The organism is Paraburkholderia caribensis (assembly GCF_002902945.1).
GTDB classification, from domain to species: Bacteria; Pseudomonadota; Gammaproteobacteria; order Burkholderiales; family Burkholderiaceae; genus Paraburkholderia; species Paraburkholderia caribensis.
On sequence record NZ_CP026101.1, the window covers coordinates 1960165 to 1978753 of the forward strand.

The 18589-nt window shown below is 57.6% G+C and carries 22 protein-coding genes and 1 tRNA gene; 6 read left to right on the forward strand and 17 right to left on the reverse strand.

Annotated features, from left to right (window positions below; translation table 11 throughout):
- Positions 1–30 precede the first annotated feature (30 nt).
- Positions 31–438 (reverse strand): SOS response-associated peptidase family protein, encoded by a 408-nt coding sequence (locus C2L66_RS08710; protein WP_176056863.1) that lies wholly within the window; start codon positions 436–438, stop codon positions 31–33.
- Between the two features lie 193 nt (positions 439–631).
- Between C2L66_RS08710 and C2L66_RS08715 the strand changes: the two genes are divergently transcribed.
- Entirely contained in the window at positions 632–1087 is a 456-nt protein-coding gene (locus C2L66_RS08715) for a site-specific integrase (RefSeq protein WP_158660355.1), read from the forward strand.
- Positions 1088–1227: 140 nt separating this feature from the next.
- Here the strand turns inward: C2L66_RS08715 and C2L66_RS40575 are convergent, their stop codons facing one another.
- The 5 genes from C2L66_RS40575 to C2L66_RS08730 all read right to left on the reverse strand — a co-directional run bounded on the left by C2L66_RS40575 (position 1228) and on the right by C2L66_RS08730 (position 5092).
- Positions 1228–1683, reverse strand: coding sequence for a hypothetical protein (locus tag C2L66_RS40575; protein ID WP_148654576.1), 456 nt, complete (start codon positions 1681–1683; stop codon positions 1228–1230).
- On the reverse strand, positions 1680–2117 hold the full coding sequence (locus C2L66_RS08720) for a hypothetical protein (RefSeq protein WP_148654575.1): 438 nt from the start codon (positions 2115–2117) through the stop codon (positions 1680–1682). The genes C2L66_RS40575 and C2L66_RS08720 overlap by 4 nt, the downstream gene beginning before the upstream one ends.
- A 152-nt stretch (positions 2118–2269) precedes the next feature.
- Positions 2270–2345 (reverse strand) — tRNA-Ser (locus C2L66_RS40580).
- A 445-nt stretch (positions 2346–2790) separates the two neighbouring features.
- Positions 2791–3954 (reverse strand): DUF6602 domain-containing protein, encoded by a 1164-nt coding sequence (locus C2L66_RS08725; RefSeq protein WP_103323694.1) that lies wholly within the window; start codon positions 3952–3954, stop codon positions 2791–2793.
- Between the two features lie 166 nt (positions 3955–4120).
- Positions 4121–5092, reverse strand: a complete 972-nt coding sequence (locus C2L66_RS08730) for a DUF4238 domain-containing protein (RefSeq protein WP_082670343.1) — start codon at positions 5090–5092, stop codon at positions 4121–4123.
- A 356-nt stretch (positions 5093–5448) separates the two neighbouring features.
- Here C2L66_RS08730 and C2L66_RS08735 point away from each other — a divergent pair, with 356 nt between their 5' ends.
- Positions 5449–5709 carry a hypothetical protein gene (locus C2L66_RS08735; RefSeq protein ID WP_148654574.1) on the forward strand — a complete coding sequence of 87 codons (261 nt, stop codon included), beginning with the start codon at positions 5449–5451 and terminating at the stop codon, positions 5707–5709.
- Positions 5710–5723: 14 nt separating this feature from the next.
- On the forward strand, positions 5724–5864 hold the full coding sequence (locus C2L66_RS40585) for a hypothetical protein (RefSeq protein WP_158512156.1): 141 nt from the start codon (positions 5724–5726) through the stop codon (positions 5862–5864).
- 272 nt (positions 5865–6136) lie between these two features.
- Here C2L66_RS40585 and C2L66_RS08740 read toward each other — a convergent pair whose 3' ends face one another.
- Positions 6137–6928, reverse strand: coding sequence for a DNA adenine methylase (locus tag C2L66_RS08740; protein WP_060600621.1), 792 nt, complete (start codon positions 6926–6928; stop codon positions 6137–6139).
- 228 nt (positions 6929–7156) lie between these two features.
- Here C2L66_RS08740 and C2L66_RS08745 point away from each other — a divergent pair, with 228 nt between their 5' ends.
- Together C2L66_RS08745 and C2L66_RS08750 are read left to right on the forward strand one after the other, a co-directional pair.
- Positions 7157–7465: a hypothetical protein gene (locus C2L66_RS08745; protein WP_060600620.1), complete on the forward strand. Its 309-nt coding sequence runs from the start codon at positions 7157–7159 to the stop codon at positions 7463–7465.
- Between the two features lie 286 nt (positions 7466–7751).
- Positions 7752–8093: a hypothetical protein gene (locus C2L66_RS08750; protein ID WP_148654573.1), complete on the forward strand. Its 342-nt coding sequence runs from the start codon at positions 7752–7754 to the stop codon at positions 8091–8093.
- Between the two features lie 82 nt (positions 8094–8175).
- On the opposite strand, the gene C2L66_RS08755 is transcribed toward C2L66_RS08750, so the two are convergent.
- The 3 genes from C2L66_RS08755 to C2L66_RS08760 are packed head-to-tail and all read right to left on the reverse strand — an operon-like array spanning position 8176 to position 9461.
- Positions 8176–8748: a lysis system i-spanin subunit Rz gene (locus tag C2L66_RS08755; protein WP_060600618.1), complete on the reverse strand. Its 573-nt coding sequence runs from the start codon at positions 8746–8748 to the stop codon at positions 8176–8178.
- A 4-nt stretch (positions 8749–8752) separates the two neighbouring features.
- Positions 8753–9316 (reverse strand): glycoside hydrolase family protein, encoded by a 564-nt coding sequence (locus C2L66_RS40590; RefSeq protein ID WP_158512155.1) that lies wholly within the window; start codon positions 9314–9316, stop codon positions 8753–8755.
- Entirely contained in the window at positions 9273–9461 is a 189-nt protein-coding gene (locus tag C2L66_RS08760; RefSeq protein ID WP_060600611.1) for a hypothetical protein, read from the reverse strand. The genes C2L66_RS40590 and C2L66_RS08760 overlap by 44 nt, the downstream gene beginning before the upstream one ends.
- A 173-nt stretch (positions 9462–9634) precedes the next feature.
- Between C2L66_RS08760 and C2L66_RS08765 the strand changes: the two genes are divergently transcribed.
- Positions 9635–10759: an acyltransferase family protein gene (locus C2L66_RS08765; RefSeq protein ID WP_060600608.1), complete on the forward strand. Its 1125-nt coding sequence runs from the start codon at positions 9635–9637 to the stop codon at positions 10757–10759.
- On the opposite strand, the gene C2L66_RS08770 is transcribed toward C2L66_RS08765, so the two are convergent.
- The 7 genes from C2L66_RS08770 to C2L66_RS08800 all read right to left on the reverse strand — a co-directional run bounded on the left by C2L66_RS08770 (position 10756) and on the right by C2L66_RS08800 (position 18588).
- Positions 10756–11613, reverse strand: a complete 858-nt coding sequence (locus C2L66_RS08770) for a hypothetical protein (RefSeq protein ID WP_060600605.1) — start codon at positions 11611–11613, stop codon at positions 10756–10758. The genes C2L66_RS08765 and C2L66_RS08770 overlap by 4 nt on opposite strands.
- A gap of 12 nt (positions 11614–11625) precedes the next feature.
- Complete coding sequence (locus C2L66_RS08775) at positions 11626–13737, reverse strand: SGNH/GDSL hydrolase family protein (RefSeq protein ID WP_060600602.1); 2112 nt, start codon at positions 13735–13737, stop codon at positions 11626–11628.
- Positions 13734–14462 carry a hypothetical protein gene (locus tag C2L66_RS08780; protein WP_060600599.1) on the reverse strand — a complete coding sequence of 243 codons (729 nt, stop codon included), beginning with the start codon at positions 14460–14462 and terminating at the stop codon, positions 13734–13736. Before C2L66_RS08780 ends, C2L66_RS08775 begins: the two co-directional genes overlap by 4 nt.
- Positions 14463–14525: 63 nt before the next feature.
- Positions 14526–15125, reverse strand: a complete 600-nt coding sequence (locus tag C2L66_RS08785; RefSeq protein WP_082670340.1) for a tail fiber assembly protein — start codon at positions 15123–15125, stop codon at positions 14526–14528.
- 8 nt (positions 15126–15133) lie between these two features.
- Positions 15134–16120 carry a phage tail protein gene (locus C2L66_RS08790; RefSeq protein WP_233444889.1) on the reverse strand — a complete coding sequence of 329 codons (987 nt, stop codon included), beginning with the start codon at positions 16118–16120 and terminating at the stop codon, positions 15134–15136.
- 62 nt (positions 16121–16182) lie between these two features.
- Positions 16183–17103 (reverse strand): hypothetical protein, encoded by a 921-nt coding sequence (locus C2L66_RS08795; protein WP_060600590.1) that lies wholly within the window; start codon positions 17101–17103, stop codon positions 16183–16185.
- A 3-nt stretch (positions 17104–17106) separates the two neighbouring features.
- On the reverse strand, positions 17107–18588 hold the full coding sequence (locus tag C2L66_RS08800) for a hypothetical protein (protein ID WP_060600589.1): 1482 nt from the start codon (positions 18586–18588) through the stop codon (positions 17107–17109).
- Between the last annotated feature and the right edge of the window lies 1 nt (position 18589).

Below are 18589 nucleotides of genomic sequence, written 5' to 3' on the forward strand. Positions count from 1 at the left end.
ATCTCCTAGGCCGCGGCCATACACAGGCGATTAAAGGAACTGCTCCTGATTCTCGGCTGAAGCCTTGGCCTTGCGGGGCGGCAGCGCGAATGGTTCATCATGCATCGCGTCGGATGGATAGAGCTGAAGGAAGGAGCGCGCTTCGTCAGGCGACCCGCACGAGAGCCAGTCGCCATATTCAGTGGGCGGAATGATCACAACGCACCGCTTCTCGTCGCCTGGCTTGTGGAACCGATTCATGAGCGGGTGCTCTTCCGCGTTAACCGTGAGCATTGTGAATCCGAGAGCCTGAGACCCGTCGATCTCCTTCCACTGACGCCACAGGCCGGCAATTGCGAGCGGATCGCCATTCGCCATGCCGATCTTCCAGCGCACGGCCTTCCCCGTTTCGTAATTCGGCTCGAAAAAGGTCCGGCACGGTATTAGGCACAGCTGCAGGTTCTTCCACGCGCCGCTGAAGCTGCGCCTCTGGGCACTTAAGCAGGATCAGTCGTATCGCACGATGGGGCTCGCGGCGATGTTCTGCTACCTAACTGGCTTCCGCGCCGCCGAGATCCGCCCATTCCACATGTCCGGACTGATCGACGCCGGCGTGCGCGTTGAGAACGCGAAGCGGAAGAAAGGTGAACGAGTGGTCTACAAACTGCGCGAGTGGTCGCTTCGTCTGCGAGTCGTCGTCGAACGGGCGAAGCGCGATCGCAAGGTCGCGAGCCTGTTCCTGTTTCCGAATCGGACGGGTCAGCCGTATTCGAAGAGCGGCTGGTCGTCGGTATGGCAGGACGCGATGTATGCCTATATCGGCTCGTTCGATGCGGAGATCGCGATCGAATACCAGGCAAAGAAGATGCACGAGGCAGCACAGCGTATTGCCAACCGCATCAACCGACCGATGCGCGGCGCGATGGAGTTGATGCTCACAGAGCACCCGGAGTACTTCGCGCTCTCCGACATCCGGCCGACGGCGATCACGGCGAAGCTCGATCAACGCGACGAGGACGCATACGACTTCGCAGCCCACGCGAACCCGGCAACGACACATCGCAACTACGACCGACGCAAGATGAAGGTTGCGAAGGCCACCGAATAACTTATGTCATTTATGGTCTGGGCACGCGACCACAAACGCCATCATGTCTGTCGCGTCATCCCGATCTAATCGAAGCCCCGGCACCCTCGGCTCCGACCAAATGCATCATTGCTCTCCCGGGCACCTCACTGACTAATTACTTAGCCGATGTTCAGGAACACTCGGGAATCTGATACGGCGTTGCCTGAGTGTTTCATTTGGCCGACGTACAAGATGTTTGAGTTGCCGTGAATATTGAGGCCGGCAGGTCGCAAATCCAGACTGGTTACGGATGCTTCGTCCGGTCCAGTCTCCCGAACGCGACAGACGACCGTGTTGCCATGATAAACGACCGTATTCCCCGCCGTTGATTCGACTCTGACTTGTGGGCTGCGTGCAAAATTGTCAACGACGACTTGAAAGAACATTTGCTGATCTCCCTTTATCAATCCCGAAGAGAGCCACACTCGCGGCGCTGATCCTTTTCCGATCAGCAAGGGAGCTATGTCTCCATGAATCAGAATGGGAAACTGAACGTTCTCAAGGCGATTGGAGCACAGGTTTAGCACGCGAAAACGCTCGTAGCCGAGCGGCGGCATTGCAGCTGCTTGACTCATGGTTGATTCCCGAAATGACGGAAAACCGGCGACTTCTTAAAATGTTCGCCAATGGCCTTCATGGTGGTCGTATAGTCGCTCGGACAGAATTTAACGATGACCCAGACGATACCGGAAAGAACCGCCGTTCCAATCGCCGAGTACAAGGCAATCGGGTCTACCGCGCTGGCCTTTCCTGTTAGGTGCACGATTTCTTGTGCGGCGACTGTCACGACCGCACCGATCCCAGTCAAGAAGATATTCATCGCTGCCGAAGCCGCAGCCGGTTGCCCGCGCTTTATACGCTCGTATTCAACTTGCTGCAGACAATAAGGCTCTTGGGAAAGAAAGATCGTGGGCTGAACGCCGACAGTCGCAGCGGAGACCTGCAACGGTTGCTGAGGCTGCGCATTCGGCGGTGCACCGGGCGGCTGAGGGGTGGTTGGTTGATTCACGACGACTCCTTCGCAGGTGAGTCTCACTTCCTACAGGCGCAAAAAAGCCCGCAATCTGTGGCGGGCTTCATTCCGAAATTTCGGCTTCTGTTCCGAATTTCGCTATGTGCAATATCCGTAAGCGGCTAAACGATTGATACTGCTGCATTCTTTGGGGTGGCTGATGGGACTCGAACCCACGACGACAGGAATCACAATCCTTTCCCCATTCCCAAGAAAATCAAACACTTGCTGAAAATCGTTGGAACAACGTGCATCACGAAAAGCGCGTTGAACGGAGGTCAATTTCGTGATCTTCCAAATTTACCGGCTAGTCAATGACGTTTTCTGACAATATTCTGACGAATGACGAACAGGTTGCTCGCCTAAAATTCGCTTCGTTCCGGCCCTCGGAACGTGTGGAAATTTGTTGGCGACTTCGACACCGCGCCGGCAGCCGGTGCGGTTTTTTTTCACTGTGATCACGCGATGGCTATGAGACCGAACGGGGGTTCGGCTTCATCTAGGCGCGGCCGCACTGCAAGTTGGGTGCGGCTTCTTTTTCCCGTCTCGGCCGGCGTTCAAACGGTCCCATCGCAACGCGCAGTGTAAAGTCCTTCCGCACTGCATGACTGCCCTAGGCAGATTTGCGCAAACGCATTCCCGGGTCCACAGCGCCGTCCGCACGACACTACTATTCCAATGTGTCCCATTCGGAAGGCGGCAGACTTGCCGCAGCTAAGACGTATGGTGTGCCGTCAATTACCAGTTCCAAAACGTTAAGCAAAGTCGAAAAGTGGTCTGCCGGACCATTTCCATCGGTGGGCGGATTAGCCCTCAGATCATCAAGCCCTGGAAAATTATCGGGATTGTATAAATAGACTAGCGTATTCATGCCCGCTGAACCTTCGGTTAAACCGATAGGCAATACTCCAACCCTCTTTTTCAGAATATCGGAATATTTAATTTTTTCTGTTTTTGCACACCACGCGACGATTTTCTCTAACGTGGATTCTTTGAGTCGAGCAGGAACCGGCGGCTTGCCATCCAGCGTTAGTTGGACCTCTGCCGCTCGACCAAATACGGAAAATCGTCCGATCCTAACCCCAGGGTCAAAGTAGCGCTCTAGCTCAACCGGACCAAGCTTCATGCGCGAACACATATCATGCAAAGCGCAGTAAAATTTAAAGAGGCTGTCACTTTCGTACTTGAGGGAAAGGGGGAAAGCTCTGACTGTTATCGTTTCGCTGTCGATGCAGCTTTCGAAGCCAGACTGGTGATAAATGCATCCTACACCCAAGATGCAAATATAATTCGGCCAAGATGTGGGTGGATTTTTCGACTCCCATTCTTGTAGATTTTCACACAAGGAATCAAGTGAGTTGTCACTCAATGAATACGCAAATACAACACCAAATGGCTTGGGCCTAGGTCTTACGACTGTGTACCCGTTCGCAAGCGGCTCAGCGATTGCGCCCCCAAGAGACATTTCCTTGAGGGCCTTAATTTTTTCCAGCGAGTCAATTAACTCAGCCTTGGAGAGCCCTGATTTGACTTCAATAATTCCATAAACGGAATCGATTGGATAGATCTGGCTATGTTCATCGTAGTGCAGGGAAAGACCGTACATTGAGTCGTAAACGATGATGTCGCACTGCCGGGATACGTCACGCACGTGACCAACCACTTCCCCAGCACCTAACCCGTACTTGCGAGGCAGCCGACCTTTCGCAAGAAAGTCGCGAAGCGTGTTTTCGCGTACAGTCCCGCGAGTCCCTTTATGGTTGAAGTGCGCAGCCAACTGAAAGTCATTGCGCATTTTTTCGCTCACGGAGCGGAACAGTTGCTTGGCATCCATCGGTCTAGTTCCCGGTTGTTCGCATTGCTCCAAGTACCATGCATTCTATGTGAGCGACAGACGCCCCGGAAAACACTCTGTCCGGCGGCAGTATCGGATCGGTTACGACCGGATATGACGGGCGGCATCTGTCCTTGCAGGCTTCAAAACAGGCTACGGAGATCACTCAAGCAAGGCCGGCGGAATTATCTGCGGCGCATACGTCCGCCTCGTCCAGACCGAAAATGCAGCGGTGCTTTTTATCCCAGACGATTTTGTTTAACGCACGGATTTCTTTCGCATCGTTCTCAACGTAGTGATCCACAAAATAGCGATGCTTACCCTTCCCGCCAAACATCTCTTTCTTAATCAATACAACCTCGTCAGCGCTGAAATTGGTTGGATTGACCAGCACCGCACGGTACGGGGTAATTGGCCAGAACATTTTGATAGTCTGACCTTCTAGAGAGTCGAGGTTGATGACCGGCCAGTCCCCGGTGATGAACCGCACATTTGTCTTGTTCTCTATGACCGTGATTTTATAAAGTCGCTCGACCGTTGCAAGAACCATCTGCTCGGCAAGAATAACTGACGAAAAGATGTTGTAGTCGTCAAAGCCGATGCCCTTTCCTGCAAGCACGGAGCCGATCGCGGCCTTAATGTTGCTTCGAGCGCCTTGGCTGCGCGTTAGTTGATTGAAAATAAACCGGAGTACATTCTCGTAGCCAGCGATATCTAGGCGCTCGTAGTCCCCGGACACGAGTAATTCATATGCATCTTGAACAATGTCTTCGGTTAAACTGTAAACGTTTTCAATAACATTTGATTTAAAAATGTCGACGTCAATTCGTCCATGCTTAACTTCGATGTGCGTCTTATCACCGAGCTGGGCGCATTGTTCGATCAATGTGAGCAGCAGCGATGCGATGGGCGTCGACCTGATTTTCGTCAACTCCGCCAGGAGCAGATTCTTTTGCTCTTGGCTCAAGCCTTCTATCCGGTACGTATGCTTCGATACGGCGACCTGTTCGAGCTTCGGTTTGAACACATGCGTGTCGTCCCGCGATACAACATGTGTTTCATTTGTCGACCATGCTTTTAGATAAAATCGACTGACAAAATGCTGACGCTTTTTTTTGACTTCAAATTGCGTTGACATTATTTGATCTGACCTCCCTGTGTTTAAAGCTCGCAGTTAGCTGCACCACTATCTATCATATCCTCATTTCACCGCATCGAAATGTCACCAGACACGTTGTGACCTCAAGGGCCCGGAAGAGTCGTGACGCACATCGTCCGCACTTTGTCCGGCGCCGACATGCGTGATTGCTTAAACTCCTTGCGAAGCAACTAGTCAGTTTTAGCAATCGGGAAGGCATGCACCGCGGATATGTGAGCACCGCTTTATGGATCGTTTTTTTTGGATGATCGCGATGACCGTTCTCCGAAAACAAATATGCCGTCAAGGGTTTTGCAATTGTGCGAGTCGAAGCAATGTGGGCAGAGGAGACGACCATGTTTGAAGACGAAAAGACGAACTACTCAATTGTCGACGAAGAAGGCTCTCGCAGCACCCTCACCTTGGACAAGTGGGCCGCAGACATCTTGCAAGTCGAACTACAGGACGTGCATGAATGGCTTCAACAGAAATTTGATCTCGTCACTGCCAAATTTCCGAATGAAACCCGACGTAAGCGTGGTGATTACGTGCGCGCGCTTGCCTATCGAGAAGCGGAGAAAAGCCCACACATGGCCGATATCCTGAAAAACCTCTGAAAGGGGAGATTGACATGTCGCTGATGCAGCAGTCACCAAGATCGCAGCGCGTCGGCATTTTTTCCGGGTTGTTTGTCGCTCTACTGGCCCTATTGGCGCACAACCCGTTTAATGGATATCTCACGGACGACGCCCTTCATCTGCGGATAATGTGAGCAGGCGTCCGCGCAATCCAAGCACGGCGGGCTGAATGCAAGCGCGTGCTCAAATCCCAGATGCGTCAGGTGAATGCGAAACTGTTCGGTCGAGAACGCAAACAGCACGCACGTGGCAATTTGCAGAAGAAAAAGCCCGCCGAGCGGCGGGCTGAATCCATATCAAAGGGAGACATGGAGGAGACGATTCTAAGTATATACCCCTACTCCATAGCCGTAAGGACGTGTTGTCTCCCTGCAACGGTCCTCGCACTGCGAACGCCTAACCTACCCTAAAACAGTCCGACGGGCTGAGCAACAATATCCCAGCTGAAGATTATGACTTCCTTGCGTGCCGCTTCTCTCCCGCCACCGCCTACGGTGTAGTTGATGTGGACCGTCTCGATGTGAAAACCGTCGAATGCACGCTGGATGTCCGGGTGATCATTCAGACTGACAATCGCCTTCCCTTTTAGCGTCCTAAGCCTGTTCGCCATCTCCTCATACTCGGTGAATGGAAACGGCACGCCATAGCCTTCAGTTTGCCAATACGGCGGATCCAGATAGAACAACGTGTGCGGACGGTCGTATCGGTCGATACACGATTTCCAGTCGAGGTGCTCGATATGCGTGCTGGCGAGCCGCAGATGCGCGGCAGAGAGGTTTTCTTCGATCCGCAACAGATTGAGTCCCGGCGGCGCTGTGGTCGCGGTCCCGAACGTCTGCCCTTCCACCTTGCCCCCAAAGCAACTTTGCTGCAGGTAGTAGAAGCGAGCCGCGCGCTGGATATCGGTGAGCGTTTCGGGCACCGTCTCCTGCAGCCATTTGAAGACCTGCCGACTGGAGAGTGCCCACTTAAACTGGCGCACGAACTCCTCGAGGTGGTGCTGCACGACACGGTAGAGATTGACCAGTTCGCCATTGACGTCATTGATAACCTCGACGGCAGCCGGTGGACGCATGAAGTATAACGCGGCCCCGCCTGCGAAGACCTCGACGTAGCATTCGTGCTTCGGAAAGCGCGGGATCAGATGATCCGCGAGACGCCGTTTGCCCCCAATCCAGGGAATGATTGGATTCGCCATACGTGATTGCCTTTTCTGGATAAGTTAGAATTCGGCCCGCCTACCGGTAGGTGTCAGGGCCTTGGCTAATTCACTGGCCTATGCAGTGGAAAAGCGACCAGCGACGTGTTCCCGCACGTCGCTGGTCGCCCTGTCTTCCCCGCACAGAGCGCGCGGATGAAGATGCGATGCAAAACGCAATGGGCCGGGATACTGTATGTTTACACAGTAGTTAGCCTATTCGCGCCTATGTCACTGCCCGATTTCAAAGCACCGTCGCTCGACGAACTGCGTACCTTGTGGCGCACGCATCGAGGTGAAACGGACATCGAGCGCTTACTTCTGGAAGTGCAGCATCAGCGTCTGGCACTCCTGCAGATGCACGCGCTGATCACTGCTGGCATCGCGGACGCGCAACGCGCTGACCCACTTACGATCGACGGGGCTTCGCCGCTGCGGACCCTTGAAGCGCGGATCCTGCAGGAGCTGATCCGCATCGAACAGGCCAACAAGAACTCTGATGCCACACCACGGGCTACGATTCGTGAGCGCAGTTGATTCGCGCGGCCCTTTGATTTGCGAAACAATCATTCTGTTCGCGCGCGTACCCCACTTCGTATGATGGCGTCCAGCGTACGGACTGATCCCCAGGCGCCGGCCCGCGCGTGCGGGCCGTTCTTTTTCCCCTCCGGCTCAAACCAACCGGCAGGCAGGCGGTACAACCATTGCCTACTGCAAATTGGGCCTGTGATATCCTCCCCGCCGGCTGTCGAACCAAGCCCCAGCTATGGCGGGGCTCAGCACGACGACCGCCGTACCCAAACCCCACCAAAAGACGCGCGCTATGAATAAACCACGACTCGTTAGCCTTACGTTCATCGGTTTCTATTTGGTCGCCGCACTTGACCACGACGAGGGCGATAAATTCACATTTGATGACGTATACAGCGGCATTGAAAATGGAACGCTGCTCGCCGATCTGAAGGAGAAGCTTCCTGATTCATTTGATTTCAGCTTGTTTCCCCCCGGCGGGGCCGAAGAACTAGCAATCATTGAAGCGTTGCGACCTGTCGCCGGCGGCCTCGAAGGGCGTGAACGCCGCAAAACCGGCGTTGAGAATTCAGGCCTGAGTTTGCTGATTGCCTTCATCTTCGAGTTAATCCAACAGGAAAACTGGGTCAAGTAGTAAGCGCGTCCAATCAGGAGCGCAAAACCAGAATCACGCGCTCGCGGCCCGCTGAAAGAGCGGGCCGTTCCTTGACTGACAGTTACTCACCGGCGACGGACCAATCGCACTCTCCCGCGATCATTCCTTGCTGCTGCAGGGTGCAGACGTACCGTTGGAGATAGTCTGCTTTGGCGCGCGCATCGCCGTCGGCGTCGTCGACGATCCCGAAAAGAGCGACTCCAAACGCTGGTGATAGCTCGGCTGTGCCACTGGCATCATCGCCCACGCTGCCGGCGCCGGAGCTGGAATCGCCTCGGTCGCCACCGGCTGGATGGAAACTGGACACTGCGACGCGCAGCCGGCGAGTGCCGTCAGCAATAGCAGCGCGATTGCGAGCGTTATCGGCTTCATGATCCTCCTTCTCCTTCGTCAGTTGATCGTCGAGGGTTGCGATCTTCGCCTCCGCGACGGTGTGCGCGTCGATCGCGCGTTGTTCGGCGTCGAGCGCCGCCTTCGAGATCGCATTCAGGTCGTTGGCGTGCTGCTCGTTGTCGTGCGCATGCGCAGCCTGCTCAATCGCGAGGACACGGGTCTCGTATGTGTACGCACCGCCCGCGCCAACGGCGATGCCGAGCAGGCCCGCAGCGAGGCCTGTTATCAGGTGTGGACTCATCGGATTACTCTCCCAAACAAGCCGCGCGCTCAGCGCGGCGTCGTGTGTAAATGCCATAGCAGCCGTTTGCACGGATCGAGCAGTCGAACCACTCCCCATTCCGCTTGACCTTCGCCCACTTGACGAACATTTCACAGGCGTCGGGAAAGTCCCGCGCGATGTATGCCGCGCGGACATCAGGACCGGCACGAGCGTCGGTCGCGCGCCAAGCGCCGACACCCCTGTTGTACGCATAGTCGATAGCGGCAATCTTCTGCCCATCCGTCAACATGTCGAAGCCAGGTGTCGTCATGCGTACCGCATCGGCATATCCGGCGAGGCTTCCAGCAAGCATCGTCTTGCACTCGGCGAGTGTGTATCGACGCATAGGCACGTTGGTTTCACCAAAGCAAACGGTCTGCACGTGCGCGCCAATGGTGTCGTTGTACGGCTCCAGACGCACGCCTTCGCTCGAGCCCGTAAGCGCGATGAGGCCTGCCGTGGCAGTCGCACCGATGATTGCGGCAAGTGACTTTTTCCCGACGTTAGGCACGGCCACCTCCCGAAGAGTTACGGAGGAATCGGTCACGCACGAAAACGTAGAGATGCAGCGTCGCGTAGATGCCGCCCATCCACATCGTCCAGACCGGCAACCATTCAGTGATCGACTGGAACACCGCAATCGCTGGCGGCGCCAACCCTTTAAAGATCGTGAGCAATTCCTCTTTCTTCATGAGATCCCCGGACGTAAAAAAGGCCGCACTCTGGCGACCAATAAAAAACCGCCCGAAGGCGGTCGAATCAACAAAACGAAATCGACAAGCTTTTGACGGATAAGGGCAAATGACGAGCGGTATTCTGACCGGTGGCCATGCCTCCCCTATCACATCCACTTGTAACCAGACCGATGAAAACGAATACGCGGCTCGCTTACCTGGACGGCCTTCGCGGCGTTGCAATCCTCCTCGTGGTCCTCTTTCACGCGTACATTCGCTGGCCCGGCATTGTTCCGTTTGGAGAGCGATTTGCACATGTCCCATTTCTCCAGTACGGGTGGGTTGGCGTACAGTTGTTTTTCATGATTTCCGGCTTCGTCATTCTCATGTCGTTGGAGCGCAGCAAGAACATTGCGGACTTTATGTTGCGCCGTTGGCTACGCTTATTCCCGGCGATGTTGATTGCTACCATTCTGGTATGCGTCACATCTCCACTGCTTACTGACAGACCGGCCGGCACATTGGACCCGATGAATGTAGTGCCAGGCCTTTTGTTCATCGAACCGGGCTGGTTGAACTTCATTCTTGGCACGCATTTCCGTGCGCTCGAAGGTCCGTTCTGGTCGCTCTTTGTCGAGGTCAAGTTCTATCTCATATTCGGTTCGCTCTACTTCGCATTCGGAGCTCGCAAGGCTATTTCACTTCTGTTCGCTCTGTTTTCAGTTACTGTCTTCTTCAAGCTTTATATGATCAAACACCCGCACGCTCAGGCGGTCATCTATTGGACCAACTTCGCCCTGAAAAGGACAAGCGCCGAGCATTTCGGATGGTTCACGTTTGGAGCGATTCTTTATCTGCATCTGCGAAACAGATCGCTTTACACGATCATTGCTGCCTTCGGCGCGGCCGCAATCTCTGTTGCGGTCTTTAATGGCTCACACCTCATCGAAAAGATACCGCCGGCCCTAATGGTCCTCCTATTTTCAGCGGCGATCACAAACGACAAGGTGCAGCACTTCCTGCAACGTAAGGCGTGGCTAACGCTGGGTTTCGTCAGCTATCCGCTCTACCTCATTCACGAGAACGCGGTCGTATCCTTGACTGCACAGTTCGGACAATTCTGGCCATCAATACCTGCGGCCATCTTGCCAATAGGCCCAATCGCTTTTCTTTTTTGCGTCGCATGGCTAATCGCGGCATATGGAGAGCCGGCGGTGAGACGATTGCTTCAGCCGGCGCACCGCCGTGCTTCCGAGATCATTGCGACGCACTGGCTTGCGCGATCACAACAATCTCGAAAAGCATCCGACGCCTAACTGAAGATCGCACGAGCCACGACGCGCGCCCAATCCGCATCCAGCACGGCTTCAGGATCGCGGCCGGAAATACTCAAGTCTTCCAGCGCAAGGCGGTAAATGCGAAAGTTATTGTTGGTGCCAGTCAAACTCGTGATCGACGGGACGCCAAAGCGCGCCTTGAGCCCTGTGAGCGACGCCGTGTTGTTCGCCCCCACCACTCCCGTCGTCTTGACGGTCCGGCTTGCGGTTTTCAGGCGGAACCCGCAGCCAGCCGCGTTACGCCAAAAGGCGATCTGAGCGAACGCCCCGTAATCCGTAGCATCGGCCAACAGGTTGAACTGGTCGGCCGAACCGACAGCAGTTTGACGTCGGGCAATAAGATAGCGGGTTCCCGAGGACTGTCCGAACGGCGTGAGTTCGACGATTTCGGGAACTGTGCTGTAGCGGCTCGAAGACTGACTAAACGTGAGCACAGCGAGTCCGCCCGTAGTGGGCCAGTCGACCTGCGCCGGCATCCGCAGGTACAGCATGATCATAAAGTACTGGTTGGTATCGGCCGCCAGCGCAGCGGCGAAACCGCCGTCGCCCTGGATATATTCGCCGATGCCCGTCACCGCACCGAAATCGAAACCACGGCCCGCATAGGTGGGCGCACCGTTCGCGCCAATCACGACACTCGCGTTATTGCCCGACTCGTCGAGGTTGAGCACTGCATCAGTGTTCACGGGCGCGGCCTGCTTGGGCCATGAGTAGGTCGAGGCGAGATCAACGAGTAGCTTCACGCCGTTGTTTGCGCCGCTTAGCAGCGGATCGCGATAGAGGATCGGTAGCGTGTTGTCCGTGACCACCTGCGATAGTACAAAAACTTCCATAGCTGGACTCCTTCAGATGGATTGGGTAAGTACTCGCCAGAACGCTTCCTCGAGCACGCGCTGGCCAGTTTGACTTGGGTGGATAAGAGACGAGTTAAGCCAGCCACGCACGGTGCCGTAGCCATACTCGCTGATAGAGCTGCCGAAGTAGTACTGCGGATTTAGGTGCGCGCACTTGTTGGCGATCGCGAGTTCAAGATCCACCTCTTGAAACAGCGCCATCGGCTGGCTCGGGCGCGGCGGCGTCGTATCCGAATTCTCGGGCGATGTCGCGAGCAGGATGTCTGCCGTCGGGCACGCGGCGCGCATGGAGTTGATCACCGTTTGCATGCTCGATTTGTGACCGCTCACGGTGTATGACAGCTGATCGTTCGTGCCGAGCAACATGCTGAAGGCGTTGATGCCGAGCGCCTTCCACGCGGCCTGCAGTTGCGCCTGGTTCACGCTGCCCCAATGGAACGCGTTGCTGCCTCCGGCGCCAAGGCCGTGTACGACGATGCCAGGCGCGCCGCTGCGATGATCGATTCCGTAGAGCTCGATGGTGCCCGACACGGGCTCGATATCGAGCGTCCACGCGGCCGTCGTCGGGAAGCCAGTAAGCGCGGCCACTTGCAGGCCGGATCCCACGCTCTGATCAATCTGCGTCCATGCTCCGCCGTTAAAGCGGTACTGCAGCACCCCTGCCGACACCGGGTAGTGCAGCGCCACCGACGCAGTTTTCGTGAGCGCGCAATTGACTGTGATGCGATCGCCAGGCGTGCTGCTTTGCACCGAGCAGATACTCGCGCCGGGCTTGTTGTTCGTGTTCGTCGTCCAACTGCCGGTGCCCGACTGATAAAGGCTGTTCGGGTTCGACGAGCCGCCGAAGGTAGCCGGGCCGACCGGGTTTTTCAGGCAACACCAGCCCGCGCCGGCGTTGCCATAGGCAGCCTGCAGCGCCATCACCAGCCGGCGCGTGTAGTAGTACTCGCGTGCGGGGACTCCATTCGTCGGCAGGCCGCTACCGTCCGTCCAACTGTCGCCGCACAGCGCGAGCACGTAGGTAGTGATATCGCCGTCGAGCAGCGCGCGCAGACGCTGCCGCGTCTCGCGCAAGAAGTACGCGCCATACACCGGCTGCATGATCGCGCCATATGGATTGAGCGCCACGCTCAGACGTGAGTTGAGATCCGGCTGTGCGCCGCGTGCGGTTATCACCTCGGCCGGTGTTCCGCCGGAAAATCCCGCCTTCGGCACGGCCATGATGATGCGCTTGACGCCGTTTGCATCTGGAGCGACGACAAGCATCGCGTTCGTGCCATCGTCGTCGTACGTGGACACGTAGCCGCCTCTCGCACCGATGGGCGTATTGCCTTCAACGGTACCAAAGCTGATGTCCGTCTGACCTGTGGCTGGGTTAAAAGTAACTTGCAGACCGTTTCTGATTGCCTGCGTAATGGCGAGCTTGCCACGCCGTGCGCCGGTGTAATCGAACCAGCGCAAAAGACGCCGGGCGCCGTCTCTGATCGGATTGATGTGCGCGCCGTCATCATCGTAGGACCTATCGACAAAACCGCCCACCGTGAGCGCGGCCTTGGCGGTCGGATAGATAGCGATCAGCGTCGAGGTCGTGCTGTTCACTCGCCTGTATTCGGACGCGGCCACAAGATTCCCATCGCCCTGCACCTTGAACGCTGCCCCGTCGGCGACGGCTGCACGACCGGTGGGCTCATTAACATACACCCCAGCACCAATCAGCGCCGCGTCGCGCGCAGCCAGCGTCGCATTCGCCGTGTCGACCACAGAGGAAGCAACACCCTGCACCTGCGTCAGCACATCTGCCGTGGCATCGTGAATGGCCTGCGTATCGGCTTTGACGCCCTCTGTGTCGGTCTTCACGGTCACCGTCTGGCTCAGGACACCATCTGCCGCCTGATTGATCTCCGCGTCCTTTTGTGCGATCAGGTCGGTTTTTGCCTGATCGAACAGGCTCTGCGCGTCGACTACCACCTTTGCGATCGTGGGCATGTTGCCCGCCCCTGTCTGCACCACATCGGTTTCGCCACCGTTTACAAACGTACGCACCAACGGCCAGTTGGCAACGATGCCGGAAATGGCATCTCTCAGATCGTCATATGCACTCATTCGCTCTCCGTAGTGTTGATTGTCTCGTTTAATTGGTCGCACAAAGGCACGAATCCATCGCCATAGGTCTGCGTGACGTAGTCGACGATATCGGCCCATTCATCCGACGTGGCATATGCCGCCACCTCTGCGGCGCTTGCGCCCTGCCCGATGTAGCGAAACGAGACCATCCGGCTGTCGAGCTGGATACCCGTCCCAGCCGTCTCGCCAAGCCGCACCTCAGTAACGCGTTGCACCCTCGCCTGCGAGAGCTGCGCGACGACTCCGTTACGCCCGGCACGTACGCCGTCTTGCCCGTAGGCGATCACCATCTGCGTGATCTGGCGAGCGATGGCGGTATCCAACGGGAACGTCGAGTCGCCGTAGTACGCATAGGCAGTACCGTCAACGACCCGAATGCCGAACTGCGCTGCGGGAGACGTCAGCTCAAGCACCGTATGCGTGCCGGCTCCCGGATGCTCAAAGTCCACAAGCCAGACACCCTGAGCCGGGTTGAACCAGTCAGGCGTGAGGATCACCGCTGCGTTGTCCGCCGCACGAGCACTGCCGTCAGGATTAGTACCCGCCGACTCAAGCAGAAGGCCGCGCGGCGCTTTCGTCGATGCGTCATAGTCAAAGCGGGGCACGTCGACCGCGACCTGCTCGGACTGTCCGTTGGCGTTGGTGCGCCAGGCAACGCTCGCTCGTGTAAAGGCAACGAGCTCGCTGAATGTGGGATCAGACATGGTTCAAACCGCCCATAAAAAAAGCCCGCGCATGGCGAGCTCGTCATAGTCGATGGGTCTTTTTCAGTTGGAAGGCGGCGTCGGCCACTCGATGGTTCGTGGATACGCGACCTGCGACGGAACGAGGTAGAGCAGGCGCTTGTATGCCGCCCATGCCTCGAACCTCGTCTTTTCATCGTCCGTGAGTTGCCCCGCCAGATAGGCGTCAGCGAGTCCTGCCGTCACCTGTTCAGCGGCGGACATAAGCTTCGTTACCTGCGCTTGGGCCTCCGACGTGAGTCGGGCCGTTTCACGGTCAACGTCTAGTGCCCAGCCACCGTTCGCCCATACGTAGTCGCCCGACGGTGGCGGCTGATCGGTTAGCCAGTCTGGCAGTGGCCCGATCGGCACCCATGAGAGGCCCCGAGAATTGTCGAACGGGTTATAGGGAGACCCGCTTGCAGTCTCATAGAGCGGAACCTGCCGCCAGTCCTGAGCGAGCTGCCACGACCGCGCCGATGGATCGAAAACAGCCGCCATGCGATCGGCGGCTGGCGGTGGCGCAACATCGGTCGAATTGGCGGGATAAAGCCAGTTGCCTTTCACAAGCGGATCCGGATCCGCTTGCGAAGTGCCGACGTAGACGTGCACTACCGGAGCATAGGTATAGATCGTTTTAGACATTCAGGCCCTCAGTAAAGGATCCATGCGGGAAATGCGACATTACGCGGTCTGGTTTCGCTTCCGCCCGCGCCTGACACCGTGATGTTGTGTGCATGCAGTCCGTCCGCAGCTATACCGTGTGCATGCGCGCCCGCCGGCGACGTTGTCGAGGTGGTGTACTGCGTGAGATCCAGCCATGAGGATCCGTCGGCTGCGCCTTGGCCGTCCGGATTAGTCGCCGCAGGTGGCACCTGGTACGGGTGAGTGTGATCGCCTACACCGGCCGTCGCCCCACCGTGCGCGTGAGAACCTTGTGCGTCTGATGATGCCGCGTGCGCGTGATAGCCGAACAGACTGTCTTGCCAGGAACCCAATGCACGGCCAACGTCCACACCACGACCATCATCAAGACCGCGAATGAACTCGGCTCGAAGGTCGGGAACGTTGAATGTCGTGCTGCCATCTCCCGCCCCGTACGTCGTCCCGATCTTCGCGTATAGCGCTGCATAGGCGGTACGCGACAAGGATGCGCCGTTTGCTTTCACTGCACGGGCACGAGGTTGCGACGACGCATTGAAAACGATGTCCCCGACACAGTCGCTTGCAAGCACAATCGGCCCGAGATCCGAAGTGTCGACCTGAACCCGCACTCTCGTGCCGTCGTAGCCGAGGTAAAGCTGGTTATCACCCTGTTGCGCTCCACTGCCACTGCGCACCGCACGACGCCATTCGAATCCGGACTCGTCTGACTTCGCAAATAGCGAAAAGCCAGCCTTGCCGACCATCAGTGGGATGTTGACCGTCGCCGCCGCGTTTTTCGCCTGCGTTGCGGCGGTCTGTGCCGCGAGACGTGCCGTGCCAGCGTCGCTGGCCGACTGCGCAGCAGCCGTCGCGGCGCCGCCTGCCGATTGCGCTCCAGCCGTCGCGGTCCCCGCAGCGGCAACCGCTTGCTGCGCCGTGTCGATCGTCTCACCAATCATTGGCAAGAAGTTTTCAGCATGCCCGCCGTTCAGCATGTCGCGGTCGCTACTGCCGTCGTCCGAATATGAGTGACCGGTGAGCGGAAAAGTAACTTTGCTCATGTGATTTCCTCTAGCTCGAATGCGTTGGTGTAGTTATCGAGAAATGGCAGCATCAGCGGGTTGATCTTCCGCATACGTCCGAGGAACGATCGACGGATCAGGTTTATCGGATCGTCCCGGTCCCAAACAAAAAGCATTTCCCTGTCGATACCCGCAGCGCGGTGCATTTCGAAGACATTCCCGAATGCCTCGTCTCGTGACAGCCAGTCGAGACTGAACGTCTGTACACGCCGACCTGCCTTCTCGTCGAAATACGCCGTGCCATCCAGCGCGCGGTCCATTGTGGTGTCGAACTCCCAGCCGATCCCCGCGCCATAAGTCGCGTTGTTCCTCGGCGACCACGCCTGCGATATGAAGAGGCGCCCCAGCTCCACATATCCATCGATGTTCCCCTCGTCGAGGAACTCGAACCGCACGTAACGCCCAAAGACCGGCTCAGCAAGCGACGACAAGATCAGCCCCGGATAACCCTTGCGATCCTCTTCGGGTAGCCGCCCGTCCCACCAGTTCGGGTCTTCCCAGTCGAGTGAGGCCGTATTGAACAGACGCGGCCACACCGGCGGCCAGACACGTCCCTGCACTGCGTACTGCTGCAACGCGAAATTTGCGGAAACCGAAGGCTGCGACGGCAGGACCGCCGTGTCATAAAGCACGTTCTGAAAAGCAGCGTCCTGAGCAACGCGGATGCGGTACCGCGCGTTGAGTCCAAGGTTGTGACGCACGATCGCAAAAAGCGAGAGCTTGCGCGGCACACCGAGGTCGACATCAAACTGTGTCGCCGCTTTGTCAGGCGATGCCGATCGCGCAACACGCGACAGTCGTCGGTCCTGCAGATTCGTGAGTGGCGTTTGCCAGTTACCGCCCGACAGCGTCGCGGAGTCCGTGCGATTCGGAAATCCCAGCAAAACGTTCGCCATGCGCTACCCCCATAGAACGAGCGCGGCCTTGCCGCTCGCGAAACCACTATTGATGCCGATCACACGCAGCAGGCGGCCAGTGAGGCTGTAACGTGGCGTATCGATCGCGGCCAGGTCGCCTAGATCGACGGTGCCGAGCTCCGTAACCGGTACATCGACGTCAAGCGTCATGCGCCTTGCCTTGTAGAGATCGAGGCGTCGCTGTGCTTCTGCCTGTGCGTCGACGGCATTGACCAGGCCGGTCTCGAAGGTCAGCGCCTGCGCGTGAGGCCACGCGATCTTGACGGTGTCATCAGTTGCGGCGGCCGTGCGGTACTCCTGCGCGAGAAACGCCGCCCGGTCGACGCCGGCCGAGCCCGCCACATTCGACTGCACGGTGTAATTGCGCGCATAGCTGACGGACACACTCCACGCAGGTACGCCGGCACTTGAAGGCTGCACGGTCTCCTGCACGTCCCTCCCCCAAGCGACTGCCGGAACGCCTGTAGGCGCGTCGACGCGCCCCATACGAAGGCGACTGAGACGGTCGAACCCGTACCACGCGCCGACTGATCCCGCGATAAAATCCATCAGCGCTTGCGGCGTCTCGGTCGAATCCGTCCACACGCCGACGGGTGCGCCCGACAGCGTGTTAAGCGCGTCGACATCGGCCTGCAGAATGTCGGCTTGCGGCACACCCGCATCTCGCGCGATCGCTACCAGCAGATCCGCTGCATGCGTCGCCGGGCTCGACGCATCGCATGTCACTGTGCCCACTGGCGACGATCCGAGACGAAGGTAGCCGGAGTAACACCGAAATTGCCCAGCGGCCGGCGCGTTCGCCTGCATATCGTTAGTGCTCGTGTAATCCGCGCCGCGCGTGAGCGCTGCGCCATTGTCATAGGCCGCTGTGATCGCGCACGTCTGATCGCTCACCTGATAGATGAGTTTTGACGTGTTGACCGCCTTCGGCGTGATGTTGAGCGCGGCACCATAGAGCCTCGGCTTGGGCTGGTCCTTCAGATCGTTGGCCGTGCCCTCCAGCCCGTTCGGCGCGACGTTGTTGCCCGCATACGTCGGCCAGTCGACGATCGCAAGATCCGCGAGCCTGTCCTGAATCACAAGCGCCACCGAGGTATCCTGCGCGGCGACGTCCGAGAGCGTTCCCGTCATCACCACCAGCCATGCTGCATAGGGTTGACCGACATCGCCCATGCGCACGGTAAAGCGCCGCCCGTCGAACGCATAGTCGGTAAGCAGGTAGTCGAGCGCACCATCCTCATTCACTAGCAGCACATCGCCGGCCGTGACCTTGGTCGCGCCATATGTACCCGCCTGATCGAAGAGCACACGCTCGAGCGAAGGCGCCGTCTTGATCGCCGGCTCGAACCACGCGTTGGCCGGCAAATCGTCGGGCCGCGTGATGAATCCGTCAGTGGAAAAACGGAGCGTATCGATCTGTCCATCGGAAAGCCGATACGCATCCACCTCGATAGCAATCGCCATA